This is a genomic window from Micromonospora sp. DSM 45708 (genome assembly GCF_039566955.1).
Lineage (GTDB): Bacteria > Actinomycetota > Actinomycetes > Mycobacteriales > Micromonosporaceae > Micromonospora.
Window position 1 is genome coordinate 1,417,987 of record NZ_CP154796.1, and the last position, 21,640, is coordinate 1,439,626.

Consider the following 21,640-nt stretch of genomic DNA (forward strand, 5'->3'; position numbering starts at 1 on the left):
GCGCGGCACGCCCTAACGTAGACTCAATAAACCCCAGCGGGCCGACGTCGTCCCCTCCATGATCCAACCTGAGTGACGACAGGAGGCCCGGTGGCCTTTCCGTACCCTCTCAGCCCGCGGCCGGCCCCGCCGACGACGGGGCTGTACGACCCCGCGTACGAGCATGACGCCTGTGGCGTGGCCTTCGTGGCCGACCTGTACGGGCGGCGTTCGCATCAGGTCGTCGCGAACGGTCTCGGGGCGCTCTGCCGGCTGGATCACCGGGGCGCCCGGGGCGCGGAGCACAACACCGGTGACGGCGCCGGCATCATGATCCAGGTGCCGGACGCGTTCCTGCGCGCGACCGTCGACTTCCCGCTGCCCCCGCCCGGCCAGTACGCGACCGGCCTGGTCTTCCTGCCCGACGACGACGCCGCCGAGGCCCGCGCCCGCCGGGTGGTGGACAAGTACGCGCTGGTCGAGGGCGCCGACGTGCTCGGCTGGCGGGAGGTGCCGACCGACCCGTCCGGTCTGGGGGAGACCGCGCTCGCGGCGATGCCCCGGGTGCGGCAGCTCTTCGTCGCCGCGCACCGGCTGACCGACGCGCCCGCCGGCCCGGCCGGCTCCCCGCTGACCGGGCTCGACCTGGACCGGGTGGCGTTCTGCCTGCGTAAGCAGGTCGAGCGGGAGACCGCCGAGCGGGGCGTGCCCGCCTACTTCCCGTCGCTGTCCGGCCGGACGATGGTGTGGAAGGGGATGCTCACCCCCGACCAGCTCCCGGCGTTCTACCCGGAGCTGACCGACGAGCGGGTGGTCAGCGCCATCGCGCTGGTGCACTCGCGCTTCTCCACCAACACGTTCCCGTCCTGGCCGCTGGCGCACCCGTACCGGTTCATCGCGCACAACGGCGAGATCAACACGATCCGTGGCAACCGGAACTGGATGCAGGCCCGGGAGGCGCTGCTGCGCAGCCCCAACCTGTCCGGCAACATCCGCCGCGTCTTCCCGGTCTGCACGCCGGCGGCGTCCGACTCGGCCAACTTCGACGAGGTCCTGGAGTTGCTGCACCTGGCCGGGCGGAGCCTGCCGCACGCGGTGCTCATGATGATCCCCGAGGCGTGGGAGAACGACCCGGACATGCGTGCCGACAAGCGCGCGTTCTACCGCTTCCACGCCAGCCTGATGGAGCCGTGGGACGGCCCGGCCTCGGTCGCGTTCACCGACGGCGAGGTCGTCGGCGCGGTGCTGGACCGCAACGGCCTGCGGCCGGGCCGTTGGTGGCACACCAGCGACGGGCTGGTGGTGCTGGGCAGCGAGGCGGGTGTGCTCGACCTCGACCCGGCCACCGTGGTGGCCAAGGGCCGGCTCCAGCCGGGCCGGATGTTCCTGGTCGACACCGTCAACGGCCGGATCGTCTCCGACGACGAGATCAAGACCGAGCTGGCCGCCGCGCAGCCGTACCAGGAGTGGCTGCACGCCGGCCTGATCGAGCTGGACGACCTGCCCGCACGCGAGCACACGGTCTACACCCACGACTCGGTGCGCCGCCGGCAGCAGACGTTCGGCTACACCGAGGAGGAGCTGAAGATCCTGCTCGGCCCGATGGCCCGCAGCGGTGCGGAGCCGATCGGCTCGATGGGCACCGACACGCCGATCGCGCCGCTGTCCACCCGGCCGCGGCTGCTCTACGACTACTTCCACCAGCTCTTCGCCCAGGTCACCAACCCGCCGCTGGACGCCATCCGGGAGGAGCTGGTGACCAGCCTGGCGTCCACCATCGGGCCGGAGGGCAACCTGCTCGACCCGGGCCCGGCGAGCTGCCGGCAGATCGTGCTGCCCTACCCGGTGATCGACAACGACGAGCTGGCGAAGATCCTCTCCATCGACGAGGACGGCGACCTGCCCGGCTTCAAGGCGGTCCGGGTCTCCGGTCTCTACCGGATCCGGGACGGCGGCGCCGGCATCAAGGCCCGGCTGACCGAGATCTGCCGGCACGTCTCCGAGGCGATCGAGGACGGCGTCCGCATCCTGGTGCTCTCCGACCGGGACTCCAACGCCGACCTGGCCCCGATCCCGTCGCTGCTGCTCACCGCCGCGGTGCACCAGCACCTGGTGCGCGAGCAGACCCGCACGCAGGTGGCGCTGGTCGTCGAGTCCGGCGACTGCCGCGAGGTGCACCACGCGGCCGTGCTGATCGGGTACGGCGCGGCGGCGGTCAACCCGTACCTCGCCTTCGAGTCGGTGGAGGACATGATCTCCACGGGCATCCTGGCCGGGGTGGACCGGGTGAAGGCGGTCCGCAACTACGTCAAGGCGCTCGGCAAGGGCGTTTTGAAGATCATGTCCAAGATGGGCATCTCGACCGTGTCGTCGTACTGCGGCGCGCAGGTGTTCGAGGCGGTCGGCCTGGACACCCGCCTGGTCGACCGCTACTTCCGCGGCACGCCGAGCACCATCGGCGGCATCGGCCTGACCGAGATCCACGCCGAGGTGGCCGCCCGCCACGCGCTGGCCTGGCCGCCGCCCGGCGTGTCCGCCACCGACCGGCTGGAGGTCGGCGGCGAGTACCAGTGGCGTCGCGAGGGCGAGCTGCACCTGTTCAACCCGGAAACGGTCTTCCTGCTCCAGCACGCCACCCGCAGCCGCCAGTACGACGTGTTCCGGCAGTACACCGCCAAGGTCGACGAGCTGGCCGCGAAGGCGGGCTCGCTGCGCGGGCTGTTCACGCTGCGCACCGGCGTCCGCCCGGCGGTGCCGCTGGACGAGGTCGAGCCGGCCACCGAGATCGTCAGGCGCTTCGCCACCGGCGCCATGTCGTACGGGTCGATCTCGGCGGAGGCGCACGAGACGCTCGCCATCGCGATGAACCGGCTCGGCGGCAAGTCCAACACCGGCGAGGGCGGCGAGGACGTCGAGCGGCTGCACGACCCGGCGCGTCGTTCGGCGGTCAAGCAGATCGCCAGCGGCCGGTTCGGCGTGACGAGCGAATACCTGGTCAACGCGGACGACCTTCAGATCAAGATGGCGCAGGGCGCGAAGCCCGGCGAGGGCGGGCAGTTGCCCGGCAACAAGGTCTGGCCGTGGATCGCCCGGACCCGGCACGCCACCCCGGGCGTCGGCCTGATCTCCCCGCCGCCGCACCACGACATCTACTCCATCGAGGACCTGGCCCAGCTCGTCCACGACCTGAAGTGCGTCAACCCGGCCGCCCGGGTGCACGTCAAGCTGGTCAGCGAGGTGGGCGTGGGCACCGTGGCGGCCGGCGTGGCGAAGCTCAAGGCCGACGTCATCCTGATCTCCGGGCACGACGGCGGCACCGGCGCGTCCCCGCTCAACTCGCTCAAGCACGCCGGCACCCCGTGGGAGCTGGGCCTGGCCGAGGCGCAGCAGACGCTACTGCTCAACAAGCTGCGCGACCGGGTCACCGTGCAGGTCGACGGCCAGCTCAAGACCGGGCGGGACGTGCTGGTCGCGGCGCTGCTCGGCGCGGAGGAGTTCGGCTTCGCCACCGCCCCGTTGATCGTCGAGGGCTGCGTGATGATGCGGGTCTGTCACCTGGACACCTGCCCGGTCGGCATCGCCACCCAGAACCCGGTGCTGCGGGAGCGGTTCACCGGCCGGCCGGAGTTCGTGGAGAACTTCTTCCTCTTCCTCGCCGAGGAGGTCCGCGGCTACCTGGCCGAGCTGGGCTTCCGCAGCATCGACGAGGCGATCGGGCACACCGAGCTGCTCGACGTGGCCGGCGCGATCGACCACTGGAAGGGTCACGGCCTCGACCTGGGGCGGGTCCTGCACCTGCCCGAGCTGCCCGAGGGCGCGGCCCGGCGCGGCGTCCGGCCCCAGGACCACGGCCTGGACGTCGCCCTGGACAACCGGCTCATCGAGCTGGCCGGTCCGGCGCTGCGCGACGGCACCCCGGTCCGGGTCGAGGTCGAGGTGCGCAACGAGCACCGCAGTGTGGGCGCGATGCTCGGTGGCGAGGTGACCCGCCGGTTCGGCGGCGCCGGGCTGCCCGACGACACCGTCGAGTTCCTGCTGCGCGGCACCGCCGGCCAGTCGCTCGGCGCGTTCCTGCCGCGCGGGGTGACGCTGCGCCTGCACGGCGACGCCAACGACTACGTCGGCAAGGGCCTGTCCGGCGGCCGGATCGTGGTCCGGCCGGACGCCGCCGCGCCGTTCGTCGGCGACGACGCCGAGCCCGGACACCGCGCCGAGGACCAGATCATCGCCGGCAACACCATCCTCTACGGCGCCACCGGCGGCGAGGTGTTCCTGCGCGGCCGGGTCGGGGAGCGGTTCGCGGTGCGCAACTCCGGCGCGGTGGCCGTGGTCGAGGGCCTCGGCGACCACGGTTGCGAGTACATGACCGGCGGCACGGTGGTGGTGCTCGGGCCGACCGGGCGCAACTTCGCCGCCGGCATGTCCGGCGGCACCGCGTTCGTGCACCGGCTGGACCGGCGACGGGTCAACGCCGAGCTGGTCGACCTGTCGCCGCTGCGCGACGAGGAACGGGACCGGTTGCACGAGCTGGTCCAGCGGCACTTCGCCGAGACCGACTCGGCGGTGGCCGAGGCGCTGCTCAAGCGCTGGCCGGAGGCGGTGGAGGAGTTCACCGCCGTGGTGCCCCGGGACTACCGCCGGGTCATGGAGATCATGCGGGCCGCCGAAGCCGCCGGCCGCGACGTCGACGACGCGGTGATGAGCGCCCTCTCTCCCGCGCCGGTGCCGCCCGCGCCGCGGGTGGTCGCCCAGGAGGTGGCTCGTGCCTGACCCGAACGGTTTCCTGCGCTACGACCGGCGGCTGCCCGCCCGCCGTCCGGTCCCGGTGCGGATCGCGGACTGGCGGGAGGTCTACCCGCCGGCCGGTGAGGCGCTGGTCCGCGAGCAGGCCACCCGGTGCATGGACTGCGGCATCCCGTTCTGTCACGACGGCTGCCCGCTGGGCAACCGCATCCCGGACTGGAACGACCTGGTCCGCACCGGCAACTGGGACGCCGCGGTGGAGTCGCTGCACGCCACCAACAACTTCCCCGAGTTCACCGGCCGGCTCTGCCCCGCGCCGTGCGAGGCGGCCTGCGTGCTCGGCCTGGGCGGCCAGCAGCCGGTCACCATCAAGCAGGTCGAGGTGGAGATCGCCGACGCGGCGGTGGCCCGGGACGGGCTGCGCCCCCGGCCGGCGTCCGTGTCGACCGGCCGATCGGTGGCGGTGGTCGGCTCCGGCCCGGCCGGCCTGGCCGCCGCGCAGCAGCTCGCCCGCGCCGGCCACACGGTCACCGTGTACGAGCGCGACGACGCCGTCGGCGGCCTGCTCCGCTACGGCATCCCCGACTTCAAGCTGGAGAAGCAGCACGTCGACCGCCGGGTCGCCCAGCTCACCGCCGAGGGGGTGCGTTTCCGCACCGGGGTCGACGTCGGCGTCGACGTGACCGCCGAGCAGCTCCGCGCCGAGCACGACGCGGTGGTGCTGGCCTGCGGCGCGCTCCAGGGCCGGGACACCCTCCAGACGCCGGGTCGGGCGCTGCGCGGCGTGCACCAGGCGATGGCGCACCTGGTGGCCGCGAACCGGGTGGTGGCCGCCGCCGGCGACGGGCGGCCCGCGCTCGCCACGCTGCCGGACGGCACGCCGATCGACGCGGCCGGCAAGCACGTGGTGATCATCGGCGGTGGCGACACCGCCGCCGACTGCCTCGGCGTGGCGCACCGCCAGGGCGCGGCCGGCGTGCACCAGCTCGATCTCTACCCGCAGCCACCGGCCGAACGGGACGGCGCCCGGGACCCGTGGCCGACCTGGCCGTGGGTGCTGCGCTCCTACCCGGCGCACGAGGAGGGCGGCGAGCGGGTCTTCGCGGTGGCGGTGCAGGAGTTCGTGGACGACGGCACCGGGCAGGTCCGGGCCGTCCGGATCGCCGAGGTGACGGTGGAGAAGGTCGACGGCCGGCGGGTCGTCACGCCGCTGCCCGGCTCGGAGCGGGAGATCCCGGCCGACCTGGTGCTGCTCGCGATCGGCTTCGAGGGCACCGAGGAGCAGCCGCTGCTGGCCCAGTTCGGGGTGGCCCGCAACGGGCGCGGCGCGGTCGACGCCCGCCCCGACTGGCAGGCCGCCGACGGCGTGTTCGTCGCCGGTGACATGCACCGGGGCGCCTCGCTGATCGTCTGGGCGATCGCCGAGGGGCGGGCCGCCGCCGCGGCCGTGCACGCGTACCTGGGCGGGGCGGGCGAGCTGCCCGCCCCGGTCGACCCGGCGCGGCAGCCGCTCGCCGCCCGCTGAGAGGTAAGGCGGGGCCCCCGCTTGACAGGCGGGGGCCCCGCTTGACACTTTCGGCGTCAGGGCGCCGTTGACGCTCTCGGTGGTGGTGTTCCGCTCGGCCGTCGCCGGTCAGCGGGCGAGCAGCTCGTGCGCCGACCGGATCTTCGTCCAGGAGGCCGGCTGCGCCGGGGCCGCCGAGGTGCGCGCGGTGGCGCCCAGCTCGGGTCGGCCGGCGGTGAACAGCCAGGTGGTGAACACCGCGTCCAGGTCCCGGCCGGAGATCCGCTCGGCGAGCGCCTGGAACTGCTCGATGGTGCCGTTGCCGTACTGCCGCTGGGCCGTCCAGGTGCGCAGGATCCGGTAGAACGCCGGGTCGCCGACGGCCAGCCGGATCTGGTGCAGCGCCATCGCCCCCCTGTCGTAGACCGCGTCGTCGAAGACCCGGCCGGCGCCCGGGTCACCGGGCAGCACCTGCCAGAACTCAGAGTCGGCCGGGTAGCTGTCGTAGGTGAAGTCGAACAGCTCCTGCGCGGTGCCCTCGTCCTGCTCCTCGGACCAGAGCCACTCGGCGTACGAGGCGAAGCCCTCGTTCAGCCAGATGTTGCGCCAGGCCGCCACCGACACCGAGTCGCCGAACCACTGGTGGGCGTTCTCGTGCACCACCACGTACGGGTTGGCGCCGCGCCGCCAGAAGCCCGGGCCGTAGACCGGCCGGGTCTGCGTCTCCAGCGCGAAGCCGAGGCCGTCGATCGGGCCGGCCACGCCGCCCTGCGCCTCGAACGGGTACGGGCCGAACACCCCGCTCTCCCAGTCGACGATCTCGGCGGTGCGCTCGATGCTGGCCCGGGCGGCCGGCCCGCGCTCGCCCAGCGTGGTGCTGTACGCGTTGACCACCGGCTGCCCGTTCGGCGCGGTGTCGGTGACGATGTCGTACTGCCCGATGGCCAGGAACGCCTGGTAGGTGGCGCCGGGCTTGACGCTGCGCCAGCTCCACCGGGTGCGGTTGCCGGCCTCGGGCAGCGGTTCGCGCGGCTGCACGCCGTTGCTGACCACTTCGAGGCCGGTCGGCACCGAGACGGAGATGTCCCAGGTGGCCTTGTCCTTCGGGTGGTCGTTGCTCGGGTACCACCACCAGGCCGACTCGGGTTCGTTCACGGCGAGCGCGCCGTCGGCGGTGCGGGTCCAGCCGGTGTAGCCGTAGACGGTGGTTTCCGACGGCACGCCGGCGTACTTCACCACGACGGTGAGCTGTTGGCCCCTGGCCAGCGGGCGGGCCGGCGTGACGACCAGTTCGTGGTCGCCGGCGCGGGCGAACCGGGCGGCCCAGCCGTTGACCCGGACCGACTCGACGGCCAGCGCGAAGTCGAGGTTGAACCGGGACAGGTCCTTGGTGGCGGTGGCCAGGATCGTGGTGGTGCCGCTGAGCCGGTCGGTGGCCGGCTCGTAGCGCAGCCGGATGTCGTAGTGGCCGACGTCGTAGCCGCCGTTGCCGTAGTCGGGGAAGTAGCTGTCGCCCAGCCCGGGGCTGCCCGGCGTGGGGGTGGCCGCCGAGACGTGCGGCCGGCCCCATCCGGTCGGGGCGGCCTGGCCGGGGGCGCCGGTCATGGTGGTGCCGGCGGTGGTGAGGGTGAGGGCGGCGATCGCCGCCGTGAGTGCGCGTCGCACGGGTGGGACTCCCTCCGTCGGGTGTACGCACCGCCAACCTAATCGACGCATGTAAACGGATCGGCCCCGAGCCGGTCGCCGGGGCTATTCAATTCCTGTCGATGTTTCGATAGCATTACCGACTAGTAACAAGCACCGTCCCCCTCGGCCACGCGCGCGGTCAACGGGCTCCACCACCCCTGTCCCGTGGAGGTCCCCTGATGTCCCGTCGCGTCCGTACCGCCTTCGCCGCGGTCCTGGCGGCCGTCCTCGGCGCCGTGCTGCTGCCCGGCGCCGCCCGTGCCGCCGGCGACAAACTACGTCGCTCTCGGCGACTCCTACTCCTCCGGCGTCGGCGCCGGGCCGTACGACCTCTCCACCTGCCTGCGCAGCCAGAAGTCGTACGCCCCGCTCTGGGCCGCGGCGCACGCGGTCGCCAGCTTCCGCTTCCCGGCCTGCGGCGGCGCGGTCACCGCGGACGTGCTGAACAACCAGGTCGGCCAGCTCAGCGCCAGCACCACGCTGGTCACCATCACCATCGGCGGCAACGACGCCGGCTTCGCCGACGTGATGACCAGTTGCCGCTTCGGCAGCACGTCGAGCTGCGAGAGCGCGGTGGCCGGGGCGAAGACGTTCGCCACCGGCACGCTGCCCGGCCGGCTGGACGCCACCTACGCCGCGATCCGCGAGCGGGCCCCGAACGCCCGGCTCGTGGTGCTCGGCTACCCGCGGCTGTTCGAGACCGGTTCCTGCGGGCTGCTGGCCATGAGCAGCTACAAGCGCACCATTCTCAACCAGGCCGCGGACGTCCTCAACGGCGTCACGGCCGGCCGGGCCGGCGCGGCCGGGGCCACGTTCGTCGACGCGCGGCCGTTCTTCACCGGGCACGGGGTGTGCGCCGCCGACCCGTGGATCCGGGACGTCAGTGGCGTGATCGAGGCGTACCACCCGAACGCGGACGGCTACCGCTACGGCTACCTCGCCGCGCTCACCGCCACGATCGGCTGAGGGGTAAGGAGGGGCCCCGGTTGACGCATTCCGCATAGCAGGGGCCCCCTCCTAACAACTCACCGGCCGTCGGGTCAGCGGCCCACCGGCGCCAGCCCGCCGACCGTCTCCGGCAGCGCGGTCGCAGCGGCGGGAGCGCCCGGCGTCACCTGCGGCAGCGCGGTCGGCGCGACCTCCGGGGTCGGCCCGGTGTGCCGCCGAGGCCGGGCGCGGCGCCCGGAGGGCACGGCGAGCGCGGCCAGCGCGGCAGCGAGGGAGATGCCGGTGAGCAGCAGGAAGCCGGCGGTGAAACCGGCCTCCCGGGGCAGGCCGCTCGGCTGCGGGTTGGCGGTGATCACGGTGCTGGCCAGCGCCGCGCCGATCGCGCCGCCGATGGTACGGATGTTGGCGTTCATGCCGGTCGCCGCGCCGGTCTGCGAGGCCGGCACGTTGCCCACGATCAGGTTGGCCATCGAGGCGAACGCCAGCCCGATGCCGAGCCCGACCAGGCCGCCGGCGAGGCCGACCTGCCAGCGGGTGTCGTGCGCGGCGGTGAGCATCGCGGCGGCGGCCACGTTGAACACCGCGCCGGTGCTCAGTTGCGCCTTGGGGCTGAACCGGGACTCCAACCGCCCGGCCAGCAGCCCGGCGGCGAACATGCCGACCAGCATGGGCAGCATGAGCAGCCCGGCCTGGGTGATGCTGGCGCCGAAGCCGTAGCCGGCGCTGGTCGGGATCTGCGCGAACTGCGGCAGGAAGGCGTAGACGGCGAACATCGAGGCGCCGTAGAGCAGCGCGACCAGGTTGGTGGTCCAGACCGCCGGCAGCCGCATCATCCGCAGGTCGATCAGCGGGTTCGCGGCCCGGGCCTCGACCGCCAGCCAGACGGCCAGCAGCACCGCGGCCACGGTCAGCAGCCCGGTCACCCGGCCGGAGGTCCAGCCCCAGGCGGCGCCCTTGCTCACCGGCAGCAGCAGCGCCACCAGCCAGCCGGAGAGCAGGACGGCGCTGGCCCAGTTGATCCGGCCCGGGGTGCGGACCGGCGAGCGGGGCACGAACCGGTGCGCGGCCAGCGCGGTCAGGCCGACCACGACCAGCGGGATCCAGAACAGCCAGCGGTAGCCCAGGGTGGCCACGATCGGGCCGGCGAGCACGACGCCCAGGCCGCCGCCGACGGCCACCACCGCCGAGATCGACGCGACCGCCGCGCTCACCCGGGCGGCGGGGAACTCGTCGCGGATGATGCCGAACGACAGCGGGAAGACGGCGCCGCCGATGCCCTGGACCACCCGGGCGGCGATCAGCACGCCGATGCTCGGCGCGACGGCGGCCAGCAGGCAGCCCAGCGCGAGCGCGGCGAGCGAGACGACGAGCATCCGCTCCTTGCCGACCATGTCGCCGACCCGGCCGAGGATCGGCGTGAAGATCGAGGCGGAGAGCAGGTAGGCGGTCAGCACCCAGGTCACCGTGTTCGGCGACGTGTGCAGGTCGTGCTGGATGGTGGGCAGCACCGGGGTGATCAGCGACTGGAGCATCGCGAAGAAGCCGGTGCCGGCCGCGAGGACGAGGAACGTCATCCGGCGCGAGCCGCGCCGGAAGGTGTCGATCATGTGGGAGAACTCCCGTTCGGTACGAGTCGGTGGCCGCTCGCGCGTGGGGCGGCGGTGGCGGCGCGTCGGGCCGGGACCCGCCGGAGTACGCTATCCGGAGGGGTGCCTCCACCAACGTAGTGGAGGGGTGCCTCCGTTTGCAAGACGGAAGGAGTGACAGGCGTCATGCCCAGCGCCGACCAGTCGACCGAGGTCTTCGCGCGCCGCCCGAAGCGGGCCGACGCCCGGCGCAACTACGACGCGCTGATCGCCGCCGCCCGCGACGTGTTCGGCGAGTACGGCGCCGGCGCGTCGCTGGAGCAGATCGCCCGGCGGGCCGGCGTGGGCATCGGCACGCTCTACCGCAACTTCCCGCAGCGGCGCGACCTGTTCGAGGCGGTCTACGTGGAGGAGGTGCGCGCGCTCAGCGCCTCCGCCGCCGACCTGGCCGACCTGGACCCGTGGGACGCCCTGGTCGGCTGGCTGCACCGGTTCGTCGCGTACGTCGGCGCGAAGCGGGCGCTGGCCGAGGAGTTGGTGCACGACTCCGACGTGTTCCGGAGCTGCCGCACCGAGATCTACGCGGCCGGTGAGCCGTTGCTGCGCCGCGCGCAGACCGCCGGGGCGGCCCGGTCGGACGCCGACTTCGACGACGTGGTGCGCCTGATCAGCGGCATCGCCGCGTACCAGTTCCCGGATCCGGCGCAGCGTGACCGCGTGCTGGCCATCGCGCTGGACGGCCTCCGCCCGCCGCCGCGCTAGCTGCGGTGTCGAGCGGCCCCCTCCTGTACCTGAGGCGTTGACAGGGGCCCCTCCTTGCGCCCTTGCGCGCGGTGTCGACAATGGTGCGACACCCGCAGTCACCCGGAGGTGACCATGCGCGAACCGGCGACCCGGCCCCGGCCCACCCGCGAGCAGCTCCCGGCCGGTGGTCTGGAACTGCTCACCCTGCTGGCCCGGCTGCTGCGCCGTCCGCGGCGCGGGGACCGGCGGCTGCCGCTGCTCTGGCTGCTCCGGCCGGCCGACGACGGCGCGGTGGCCGACCTGCTGCGCCGCTTCGCGGGCCGGGGCGCCGGACGCCGGGTGCCGCACGCGGTCCTGGACCTGACCGACCGGCCGCCCACCGACGACGTCGCGACCGTGCTGCGCGAGTTGCACCGGCAGCTCTCCCTGGAGGCGTTCGGCGCGCCCCGGCTGCGGTTCCGGCACTATCCGCTCGCCGACTGGCTGATGCACCAGACGCTCGCGGTCGACGTGGACGCCGCGGACAGCGGCCGGGCCTCGCTGGTGCGCCGGCTGCGCGACTGGCGGGGGCGACGCGGCGGCGAGGACCCGCAGGTGGGCGGCGACTCGGGGCTCGGCACCGCGCTGCAACTGCTGCTCTGGCTGCTGCGCCGGGCGGTGCCCAGCGTGGTGTTCCGGATCGCCGTCTCCGGCCGGGTGCCGGTGGTCGGCCGGCAGTACCGCTGGTTCATGCGCCAGCAGTATCTCGCGCCCCGGCAGTCGGTGACGTTCCTCGGCTTCGCCGAGCGGCTCACCGCCGGCTGGCGCGACGGCGAACACCCCGCCCAGGTGGAGAAGCTGCTGCTGCACGCGTTCCTGGAGGACCTGCGGCTGGCCTACCGGCGGCGGTTCTGGCGACCGGGGGACTGGCGGCGCACCGCCTACCCGGTGGTGCTGCTCGACGGCGTCCGCCCGGACAACGTCGGGCACACCCTGGTCCGGATCTTCGGCGAGGTCCGCAACGAGACCGGCCGCAACGACCCGCTGCTGGTGGTCGCCGTCGCCACCGACCCGCCGCCGGAACCGGCCGCGCCCCGGCCGGTGGCCCAGGCCGAGGAGGCGTACGAGGACTGGGCCGAGGCGCTGCCGGAACGTCGCCGGCTGCGGCGTACCGGCGCCTGGCTGCTGGTGCTGGCGGCGGACGGCAACGCTGCCGGCGTACCCCCGGGGGTTGCCCCGCCGGCGCTGGTGGCGCCGGACCCGCCCTGGTGGGCGCGGCGCTTCCTGCCGGCGGCGGTGGCCCTGGTGCTGGTCGCCGGCGTGGGCGTCTGGGCGCACGGGCGGTGGGCGTCGGACTGCCGGCCCTGGCCCACCGACCGGGTGAGCGTGCGCCTGGTGGGCGGCGAGTGCGTCGGCTACAGCGACACCGCCGGGCAGGTCTTCAACAGTGAACCCGGCCAGGACCGGCTGCGCGCGGTGCAGCGGCGCATCTTCGCGCAGAACCGGGCCACCGAGGAGGTGTGGCGGCGCAGCGACCACCGCCGCCCCTACCTGACGCTCGTCTACCTGGGCAGCCTCACCGGCAACCGGACGCGTGCGGACGAGGAGTCCTACGTCTCCGAGCGGGAGGAACTGGAGGGCATGGCCACCGCCCAGTACGCGCTGCTGAAGGAGTCGGCGGCGGCCGACGACGCGGCGCTGCTGCACATCGTGGTGGCCAACGCCGGCCGGCAGATGCGGCACGCCGACGACGCGGTACGCATGCTGGAGGGGCTGGCCCGCGACGACCCGACCGTGCTCGGCGTGGTCGGGTTGGTGGACAGCCGCGCCAGCACCGCGGCGGCGCTGCGTGAACTCAACCGGGTCGGCCTGCCGGTGCTCGCGCCCACGCTGTCCGCCGACCGGATGGACGAGAACTCCAGCCTCTACCTGGCCATGTCCGCGCCCAACCGGGAGCAGGCCCGGATGGTCGAGGCGTACGCCCGGCAGGTGCTGAAGGTCGGGGAGGTGCACGTCTACTGGACCACCGGCGAGGGCAGCTCGCTCACCGACGACCTCTACGTCGCCACGCTCGTCGACGGCCTGCGGGAGCGGTTCGGCACCCGCCTGACCCGCCTCGACGAGTGGCGCAGCGGCCGACGACTGACCCAGGAGTGCGGCTACTCCGGCATGCTCTTCTTCGCCGGCCGCTGGTCGGAGTTCGACGGCTTCCTGCGCGCGTTGAAGGAGTGCGGCGCGGACCCGCCCCGGCACCTGGTCACCGACGACTCGGTGAACCGCTACATGGCCAATCCGGGGCTGCGCGCCAGCGCGCCCGGCAACCTGCCGGTCACGTACGTGTCGAAGGCGTCGCTGGCCACCTGCGCCGCGCTGCGGGCCGCGCAGGCCGCCCGGGACGACGCCCGGGGCAGCTTCCTCACCTGGATCGGCGCGGACGACCTGCTCGACCCGCCACGCTGCCGCGCCGGCACCGGCCCGGCGGTCGGCGAGCGGGTCAGCCTCGCCTACGACGCCGCCATGATGATGGTGCGCGCGCTGGAGAGTCTCGCCGCCCGGCTACGGCACGCCGACACCGGCCGCCGCTGGGAGCCGCGCGCGGTCAACCCGGTCGGCGTGCACGCCGAGGTGCTGCGACAGAACGCCGCCGGCGGCTATCCGGGGGTCAGCGGCCTGATCCGGTACGCCCCGGACGCCGGCGAGCCGGTCGCCAAGCGGCTGGCGCTGCTCACCGTGGCGAAGGTGCCCGACGTCGAGGCCGCCCCGGTCGAGGTCTTCCACTGCGGCATCGCCGACGCCGGCCCCGACCCGGGCTGCCGTACCGCGAGGTGACGGGCCGGCCGGGTCCGGCCACGGCGGTCCGGCCCGGCCCGGACCCCGGCGGCTCGGCTCATGAGGCGGGTGACTGTGCGTGACGACTCCGGTGGTGAGGTGGCTTCTGGGCCTCATACCGCACAGTCATAATCATGCCGCTGGGTCATATCCATCGCGGGTCATGTCCGGTGGGGCGAGCGCGTACTCTCCGTGCTGGCAATGACGCTGATCAGTTTCCGGAAGGTCGAGGCGCGGATGACGAACGAGCGGGACCTGTCGGCACGCGACGGCGGGGAGCTGGACGGCTTCCACATCGGACATCTACCGGCCGGCATCGGTGCGGAGGTGTCGGACTTCGCCACCGAGTGGGCGGACGTCAACTTCGCCACCCGCGTCTGGGAGCGCCAGGTCGAGGACGGCTACCGCGTCGACCTGCGGGTGCACGTGCTCCGGGGCGAGCGTCTCACCGACCTGGACGCGGTCCGCGAGTTCCTCGCCGAATACCAGGAACGCGACGCCGCGACCTGGGAGCTTGCCGACTTCACCCACCCCGACGGACCGGGCCTGATCGGTGCGGACCAGGCGTTCTGGCTCGCCGGACCCGGAGTCGCCGTGAACGTGCTGGGGGACCCGGAGGTGGTGGACGCCGCCGCGCTCCGGTCGATCGCGGCGGCGATGGCCGTTCTCGATCATGATGCCAGCGTGCTGACCAGCGAGGGGTAGGCATACGGCGACGGGGGAGATCTACCCGTCATCGCCTTCCGGGCTGACCATGACGTGCCGGCCGGCGGCTCCCCGTGCGGGAACCGCCGGCCGACAGCCGGGTCAGCGGTGGGCGTTGCTCGGCCGGCCCCACGGGCCGGTGATCGCGAACACGTACCCCGGCGTCTGGATGTTGGCGAACAGGATCTTCCCGTCCGCGCTGAACGTCGGCCCGGTGAACTCGCTGTCGTTCAGCTCGTTGCGGGCCAGCGCGTACGCCTTGCCCTGCTCGGTGACGCCGACCAGGTGCGACACGCCCTCGCCGTCCTCGGCCAGGATCACCCCGCCGTACGGGGACACGGTGATGTTGTCCGGCCCGTCGTAGTTGCCGTGGTCGGCCTCCGGGTCGGTGTTCACGCCGAAGATGGTCTTCAGCGTGACGGTCTGCCGGCGCGGGTCGTAGAACCAGACCTGACCGTCGTGCTCGTTGACGCTGCCGTCGTCGTGCCGGGCGTAGCTGGCCACGAAGTACGCGCCGCCGTCGCCCCACCAGGCGCCCTCCAGCTTGCGGCTGCGGGTCACCTCGTCGTCGGTGAACTGCTTGCGTACCGACACGGTGCGGGCGTCCCGGTCCGGCACCTCCACCCAGTCGACCTGGTAGCGGGTGCCCGGCGTGGTGGCCTCGGACAGGTCGGCCACGTGCCCGTCGCCGCGCCGGCAGCGCATCGCCTCCAGCGTGCCGGCGGTGGCGCCGTCCGGCCGCTGGGCGAGCGCCCGCAGCGCGCCCTTGCCGGCCCGGAAGCCGGGCGGCGGCGTCCACCGGAAGTAGAGCCCGTTCGGGCCGCTGGCGTCCTCGGTCAGGTAGATCGAGTGGGTGTACGGGTCGACCGCCACCGCCTCGTGGGAGTAGCGGCCGAGGAACGTCAACGCCACCGGGTCGGTGTTGGCGGACCGGTCGTGCGGGTCGACCTCGAAGACGTACCCGTGGTCCTTCTGGAACTGACCGCCGGCCCGCTGCTCGGTTTCCTCGCAGGTCAGCCACGTGCCCCACGGCGTGATGCCGCCGGCGCAGTTGTTGTGCGTGCCGGCCACGCTGACGTACTCGCGCAGCCGCCGGCCGTGCTTGTCCACCTCGATGGTGGTGGTGCCGCCGCGCGCGCCCGGGTCGTAGGTGAGGCCCGGCAGCGCCGGCACCGGGTAGGGCTCGCTGCCGCCGATCTCGTGGTTGTTCACCAGCACCGAGCCGCGCGGGCTGCGGAAGCAGCCGGTGCCGTCGGCGTCGCTCGGGGTCGGCTGTCCCGATTCCAGCGTGGTCGCGCCCGCCTGGGCGACGACGGTGTACGAGAAGCCGGGCGGCAGCGCCAGCAGGCCGGCCGGGTCCGGCACCAGGTCGCCGTAGCCGACCGCGGGCCGGCACGCGGCGCGGGCCGCCGCCGGACCGGCGATGGCGTCCAGGTTGCCGGCCACCACGATGCCGAGGCCCCCGGCGGCGCCGCCCAGCAGCGACCGCCGGGAGAGGGGTGAGTTGGAGGTCACGTCGTCGCCTTCCTGTGCATTCGAGGGTGCACTGGCAGGCAAGCCGGGACGCGGGAACGGTGGGCGGCGGGATCGTCCGCCGTCGGGTGAACAGTGGACGAATCCCGGGTGCCGAGCGCCTCGTGCCACCGTGGCGGGCGTCCGTTAGGGTTCCCTCGATCGCAGACGGCGGCGTCGGGGGGCGGACGGTGAACAGGTTCGCGGCGGCGTACCGGCAGGCGGTCGAGCGGCACCGGGCGGCGCTGCGCCACTGGGAGGCCGCCCGGCGGATGCTGGGCGCGGCCGGCCCGGCCCCGGTCGGCAGCCCCGAGCTGGTCGCCCGGCTGGCCCGCCTGGGCGGGGAGCTGGCCGCCGCGGTGCCCGGCACCGCCCGCGTCGCGACCCACCCCGTTCCGGTACGCCTCGGCGAGGCGACCACCGTCGACGGCGTGTTCCCGGTGCTGGTGCCGGTGGGGGCCGGCGCCCACCTGGCGGTCGACGTGGACGCCCGCGACCCGCGCGTCGGCGAGCTGCTGCGTGCCGTGGTGGTCCGGCTGCTCACCGCCGCCCCGGCCGGCGCGGTCCGGGTGGTCGGCATCGACCAGGCCGCGTTCGGCGCGGCGTTCCTGCCGCTGCGCCCGCTGCACGACGCCGGGGTGCTCGGCGCGGCGGCGACCACCGAGGCGGAGACGGCCGCGCTGCTGGACGCCGCGGAACGGCACGCGCGTACCGCCCAGCGGGCCGACCCGGAGGACCGGGAGCTGCTGGTGGTGGTCACCGCCTCGACGCTGCCGGCCCGGGAGCTGGCCCGGCTGGCCGCGCTCACCCACGCCGGCCCGGCCGCGGCGGTCTGCGTGCTGCTGGCCGGGTACGCCCCGGGCGGGCCGTCGGCCGGGTACGCCCCGGGCGGACCGTCCGCACCGTCGGCCGGGCGGCGACCGGCCGGGTTCGGCGCGGCGCCGGTGCCACCGGGCGGCCACCCGCCGGTCGGCGTGGGCGGGCCGCCCCCGTTGGGGGCCACCACCCAGCTCCGGGTCACCGAGCGCTACACCCTGGTCGGTGACCCGCCGGGTCGCCCGTTCAGCGTCGACGGCAGCGGGCTGGCCGCGCCGGTGGTGCTCGACGGCGACCCGTCGCACGCCGTGGTGACCGCGCTGGCCCGCCGGCTCGCCGAGGCCGCCGACGACAGCTCCGGCGTCACGTTCGCCGACCTGCTCCCGGCGCGGCGGTGGGCCGAGTCGGCCGGCGCCGGCCTGCGGACGGTGCTCGGCCGGGCCGGGAAGAAGCCGCTGGCCGTCGCGTTCGACGACGCCACGCCGCACTGGCTGGTCGGGGGCCGCACCGGCGCCGGCAAGACGGTGCTGCTGCTCGACGTGCTCTACGGGCTGGCCGCCCGCTACTCCCCGGCCGAGCTGCGGCTGATGCTGCTCGACTTCAAGGAGGGCGTCAGCTTCACCGAGTTCGTGCCGACCCCGCGCGACCCGTCCTGGCTGCCGCACGCGAGCGCGGTCGGCATCGAGTCCGACCGCGAGTACGGCGTGGCCGTGCTCCGGGAGCTGCGCGCCGAGCTGACCCGGCGCGCCGAGCTGCTGAAGCGGCACGGCGTCAGCCGCCTCGCCGACCTGCCGCCGAACGCCCGGCCGCCCCGGATCGTGACCGTCGTCGACGAGTTCCACGTGTTGTTCGCCGGCAACGACGCGCTGGCCCGGCAGGCCGTCGACCTGATCGAGGAGCTGGCCCGCAAGGGCCGCTCGTACGGCCTGCACCTGGTGCTGGCCAGCCAGAGCACCACCGGCATCGAGGCGCTGTACGGCCGGGCCGAGGCCATCTTCGGCCAGTTCCCGCTGCGCATCGCGTTGCCGGGCGGGGACGCCGTGCTGGATCCGCGCAACGACGCGGCGCGCGGCCTCACGGTCGGCGTCGCGGTGGTGAACACCGCCGCCGGCGCACCGGGTGCGGACACCGAGGTGCACTTCCCGGACGCGCACGCCGCCGCGGCCGACCTCGCGGCGCTGCGCCACGAGCTGCACGCGGCCCGCCCGGAGGGCGCCGCGCCGCCGGTGGTGTTCCGCGGCCACGAGACGCCCCGGCTCGCCGACGATCCGGCCTGGGCGGCGCTGACACCCGGCACCGACCCGCCGTACGCGCTCCTCGGCCGCGTGGTCGACGTCGCCGGCAGCCCGGCCGGCTTCGCGCTCGACGCGAGCCCGGGCCGGCACCTGGCCGTGGTGGGCACCGCCGCGACCGGCGCGGAGGTGCTCCGCTCGGCCGTGCTGGCGCTGGCCCGGCAGCACACGCCGGGCTCCGCCCGGTTCCTGTTCGCGCCGTTGGCGCCGGGCACCACCGACCTCGCCGACGACCTGGCGATGACGCTGGCCGCCGCCGGCCACCCGGTCCGCCGGCTGGACGCCGACGCGCTGCGCGCGCTCCTCGCCGAGCTGGCCGGCGACGCCCCCGGGTCGGGCCGCACCTACCTGACGGTGTTCGGGATGGACGCCGCCGCCGGCACGCTGGCCGCCGCCGACCCGGGCACGTTCCGCTCCGGGCACGACGACCTGCGCGCGGTGCTGCGGCACGGCCCGGCGCGCGGCGTGCACGTGCTCGGCTGGTGGCGGGGGCTGCGCCGGCTCGCCGACGACCTCGGCGGCAGCGGGCACCGCGACGACGTGACCGGGCTGGTCGCGTTGAACGTGCCGGCCGCCGACCTCGGCCTGCACCTCGGCGTGCACGACCTCGCCTACCATCCGCGCGACGGCCGCGCGCTGCTCGTCGACCGGCACGAGCACCGGACCGCCCTGATCGTGCCGTTCGCGTCCGAGAGCGATGACTCATGAGTGGATTCGACGACTACGCGGCCCTGATCCGGGAGCTGTCCACCCGGCAGCGGGGTGGGGAGCGGGCCATCGCCGCCGAGGCGGAGCGCCGGCGTGGCCTCCAGTCCGGGGTGGACGAGGTCGGGCGACGGCTGGCCGCGCAGGGGGAGCGCCTGGACCGGCTCGGGCAGGCGGTCGGCGTACCGATGCGGTCGGTTCCGGAGGCGACGGCGCCGGACGGCGGCGGCCCGGCCGGTCCGGCCGGCGGGCCGGGGAGTGCGCCGTCCGGCGACCCGGCGGCGGAGCTGGCGACGGCCGGGCGGCTGGCCGACGAGGCCGACCGGCACGGGCAGGAGGCGGACGCGCTGGCGCGGCGGCCGGTGCTGCTGCCCGCCTGGTCCGCGCCGGCCCGGGCGGTCGTGGTGTACGCCGGGTGCGCGCTTGTCGGTTCCGTGCTCATGTTGATCGCGCTGCTGGGTTCACCGCTGCCGGTCTCCGGGATGGACCTGGTGGCGGCGCTGTCCTGCGCCGGCGTGCCGCTGCTGTCGTTCGTGGCCGGTCAGGTCGTGCTCGCCCGCTGGGGCCGCCCCGCGCTGCCCGACCCCGAGACCCCGGCCGGCCGGTACGTCCCGCTGGGCTTCGTGATCTGCGCCCTGGTCTCCCCGTCCCTGTTCTGCCTCTACCTGATCCTCTTCCGCCTCCTCCGCTGACCCGTCCCCACCCGACCCTCGTCGATCTTGCAGTTGTGGCCCACGTGACGCGGCTTGCGCGGCTTTTGTCGGGGCGGTAAGTGCAAGATCGCCGAAAAGGTGGGGCGGGGACGGGTGGGGTGGGCCGGTAGGGTGGGCGGGGCGTGGGTGGGCGATCCGGGGAGGGCTCGTGAGCGCGGCGGAGGTCATTGCCAGGCTGGCGGCGGCGGCACGGAAGCTGGACGAGGCGAAGGCCCGCACGGCCGCTGCCGCGCAGGACGCGGCCGAGGCGCGGGCGCTTGTCGCCGGCGCGCTCGAAGGCGCGACGGCGGGGCCGCTGATCGGGGTGATCGACGCCTACCGGCAGGCGCTCGCCCAGGCCGCGCAGGGCGGCGAGCCGGCCCGCCAGCACGTGCAGGAGACCATCGCGAAGGTCCAGGCGCTGGGCAACTGACCGACCGGGCGGGCGTCACGGGTCGGTGAGGAGCAGCCAGTCGTCGTCGCGGCGGGTGACAGTGGTGTCGGGCGGCCAGGCGTGGGTGACGGCCGTCGACGCGCGGGCCTGGTCGACAAGCGGTCGCCGGGCCAGTGTCGCCCCCTCGAAGCGGGCCCGCCCGTGGAACACGGCCCGGCCGAAGTTGGCCGCGCCCTCGAAACGGGCCCCCTCGAACCAGGCCTCCGCGCCGAACTCGGTCCACCGGAACAGCGCCAGGTCGGCGAAGCGCGCCCGGTGGAAGCCCGCGTACGCCGCGAACGTGGTGTGCTCCATGGACAGTCCACCCAAAAACACCGCCTCCCGGAAGCTGGCGTTGTCGGTGAACGTGGCCCGGTCGAAGCTGCTGGGCTGCCGCAGCGTGGCGCCGTGGAAGGAGGTCGGCCCGAAGCTCGCGTCCCGGCAGGACAGCGCGCCGCCGAGGTCGGCCCGGTCGAAGCTCACCCGGCCGCCGAGGCGCGCGCCGTCCAGGACGATCTCGGCGTCGCCGGTGAGGTCGTCGAGGACGACGTCGGCGAACTCGGCGGTCAGCCGCAGCCGGCCGTGGGCGACCGCGCCGGCGAAGCTGGTGGTGCCGGTGCAGACCGCGCCGGTGAGGTCGAGGTCCACGAGCGTGCAGCCGGCGGCGTCGAAGTTGTCCAGCCGGGCGCCGGTCAGGTCCAGCGCGATGCCCGGCCACCAGCCGTCCTGGTCCGCCCGCAGGTGCCGGGTGAGCATCCGCTGCGCGGTACGCCGCACCTCGGTCTCGCGCCGGTCGTCGGGCGCCGGCATCCGGAGGTACGCGCAGAGCACCGCCACGGTGGTCGGCCGCTGTCCCGGGTTGTCCTGACCGAGCCGTTCCAGCGCGTGCAGGCCGCCGAGGCGGACCGCCGGCTGGTCGCTGCCGATCAGCTCGATGGCCCGCACGTACAGCTCGGTGAGCCGTCGTTCGGCGGCGTCGTGCTCGGCGGCGGTGGCCTGGCGCTCCTGGTGCCGGGCGGCGGCCTCGGCGACCGCCTCGGCGTGCGCCTGCACCCGGTCGCGGTGCGTCTGGTCGCGGGCGGCGACCGCCTCCTGGTGCCGCTGGCCGCGTTCGCTGATCCACTGTCGACGGGCGGCGAACAGCAGTGCCACCCCGCCGCCGGTGCCGGCGACCACGGTGAGGCCGGTACGGATGGCGTCGACGCGCAGCGTGGCCCGGGTGTCGGGTTGGCCGGCCCGGTCGGCCTCGGCGAGCAGCCAGTCCAGCACCAGCCAGCCGAGCAGCACGGCCAGGAGGAGTCCGAGCAGCGCCGACCACCAGGGCATCACCTTGAGCGGCTTCTCCGGCGGGGGTGGGGTGGACACGGCGCCCAGCATGCCACCGCGGTCCCGGTCGGTGGGGGGCGCCGGCGTCGTCCCGAATGCCGGTTCGTGCGCCAGGTGGAACAACTGGTTACCGACGCGTAACTTTCCATTGACGTGTGTGA

General features: G+C 74.6%; 12 protein-coding genes and 1 pseudogene. 9 read left to right on the forward strand and 4 right to left on the reverse strand.

The window, feature by feature from the left end:
* Nucleotides 1–90 precede the first annotated feature (90 nt).
* Both gltB and VKK44_RS06840 read left to right on the forward strand, forming a co-directional pair.
* Nucleotides 91–4,749, forward strand: a complete 4,659-nt coding sequence (gltB, locus tag VKK44_RS06835) for a glutamate synthase large subunit (protein WP_343445993.1) — start codon at nucleotides 91–93, stop codon at nucleotides 4,747–4,749.
* Nucleotides 4,742–6,247, forward strand: a complete 1,506-nt coding sequence (locus VKK44_RS06840; protein ID WP_343445994.1) for a glutamate synthase subunit beta — start codon at nucleotides 4,742–4,744, stop codon at nucleotides 6,245–6,247. Before gltB ends, VKK44_RS06840 begins: the two co-directional genes overlap by 8 nt.
* Nucleotides 6,248–6,355: 108 nt before the next feature.
* Here VKK44_RS06840 and VKK44_RS06845 read toward each other — a convergent pair whose 3' ends face one another.
* Nucleotides 6,356–7,891, reverse strand: coding sequence for a M1 family metallopeptidase (locus VKK44_RS06845; protein WP_343445995.1), 1,536 nt, complete (start codon nucleotides 7,889–7,891; stop codon nucleotides 6,356–6,358).
* Between the two features lie 200 nt (nucleotides 7,892–8,091).
* Here VKK44_RS06845 and VKK44_RS06850 point away from each other — a divergent pair.
* Nucleotides 8,092–8,878 (forward strand): annotated as a pseudogene (locus VKK44_RS06850) (SGNH/GDSL hydrolase family protein).
* Between the two features lie 74 nt (nucleotides 8,879–8,952).
* On the opposite strand, the gene VKK44_RS06855 reads toward VKK44_RS06850, so the two are convergent.
* A complete protein-coding gene (locus VKK44_RS06855) occupies nucleotides 8,953–10,467 on the reverse strand; it encodes an MFS transporter (RefSeq protein WP_343445996.1) in 1,515 nt (504 codons plus the stop codon).
* Nucleotides 10,468–10,632: 165 nt separating this feature from the next.
* On the opposite strand from VKK44_RS06855, the gene VKK44_RS06860 reads away from it, so the two are divergent.
* From VKK44_RS06860 to VKK44_RS06870, 3 genes are all read left to right on the forward strand, one after another.
* Nucleotides 10,633–11,208, forward strand: a complete 576-nt coding sequence (locus tag VKK44_RS06860) for a TetR/AcrR family transcriptional regulator (protein ID WP_343445997.1) — start codon at nucleotides 10,633–10,635, stop codon at nucleotides 11,206–11,208.
* Nucleotides 11,209–11,322: 114 nt separating this feature from the next.
* Nucleotides 11,323–13,998, forward strand: a complete 2,676-nt coding sequence (locus tag VKK44_RS06865; protein ID WP_343445998.1) for a type 1 periplasmic-binding domain-containing protein — start codon at nucleotides 11,323–11,325, stop codon at nucleotides 13,996–13,998.
* Between the two features lie 201 nt (nucleotides 13,999–14,199).
* Nucleotides 14,200–14,703 (forward strand): hypothetical protein, encoded by a 504-nt coding sequence (locus VKK44_RS06870; protein WP_343445999.1) that lies wholly within the window; start codon nucleotides 14,200–14,202, stop codon nucleotides 14,701–14,703.
* Nucleotides 14,704–14,805: 102 nt separating this feature from the next.
* Here VKK44_RS06870 and VKK44_RS06875 read toward each other — a convergent pair whose 3' ends face one another.
* Nucleotides 14,806–16,218, reverse strand: coding sequence for an alkaline phosphatase PhoX (locus VKK44_RS06875; protein ID WP_343446000.1), 1,413 nt, complete (start codon nucleotides 16,216–16,218; stop codon nucleotides 14,806–14,808).
* A gap of 188 nt (nucleotides 16,219–16,406) precedes the next feature.
* Between VKK44_RS06875 and VKK44_RS06880 the strand changes: the two genes are divergently transcribed.
* The 3 genes from VKK44_RS06880 (at nucleotide 16,407) to VKK44_RS06890 (ending at nucleotide 20,153) form a co-directional block, all read left to right on the forward strand.
* Entirely contained in the window at nucleotides 16,407–19,031 is a 2,625-nt protein-coding gene (locus VKK44_RS06880) for an FtsK/SpoIIIE domain-containing protein (protein ID WP_343446001.1), read from the forward strand.
* On the forward strand, nucleotides 19,028–19,720 hold the full coding sequence (locus tag VKK44_RS06885; RefSeq protein WP_343446002.1) for a hypothetical protein: 693 nt from the start codon (nucleotides 19,028–19,030) through the stop codon (nucleotides 19,718–19,720). Before VKK44_RS06880 ends, VKK44_RS06885 begins: the two co-directional genes overlap by 4 nt.
* A gap of 169 nt (nucleotides 19,721–19,889) precedes the next feature.
* Nucleotides 19,890–20,153, forward strand: a complete 264-nt coding sequence (locus VKK44_RS06890; RefSeq protein ID WP_107157547.1) for a DUF6244 family protein — start codon at nucleotides 19,890–19,892, stop codon at nucleotides 20,151–20,153.
* A gap of 15 nt (nucleotides 20,154–20,168) precedes the next feature.
* Here VKK44_RS06890 and VKK44_RS06895 read toward each other — a convergent pair whose 3' ends face one another.
* A complete protein-coding gene (locus VKK44_RS06895; protein WP_343446004.1) occupies nucleotides 20,169–21,518 on the reverse strand; it encodes a pentapeptide repeat-containing protein in 1,350 nt (449 codons plus the stop codon).
* Nucleotides 21,519–21,640: the final 122 nt, after the last annotated feature.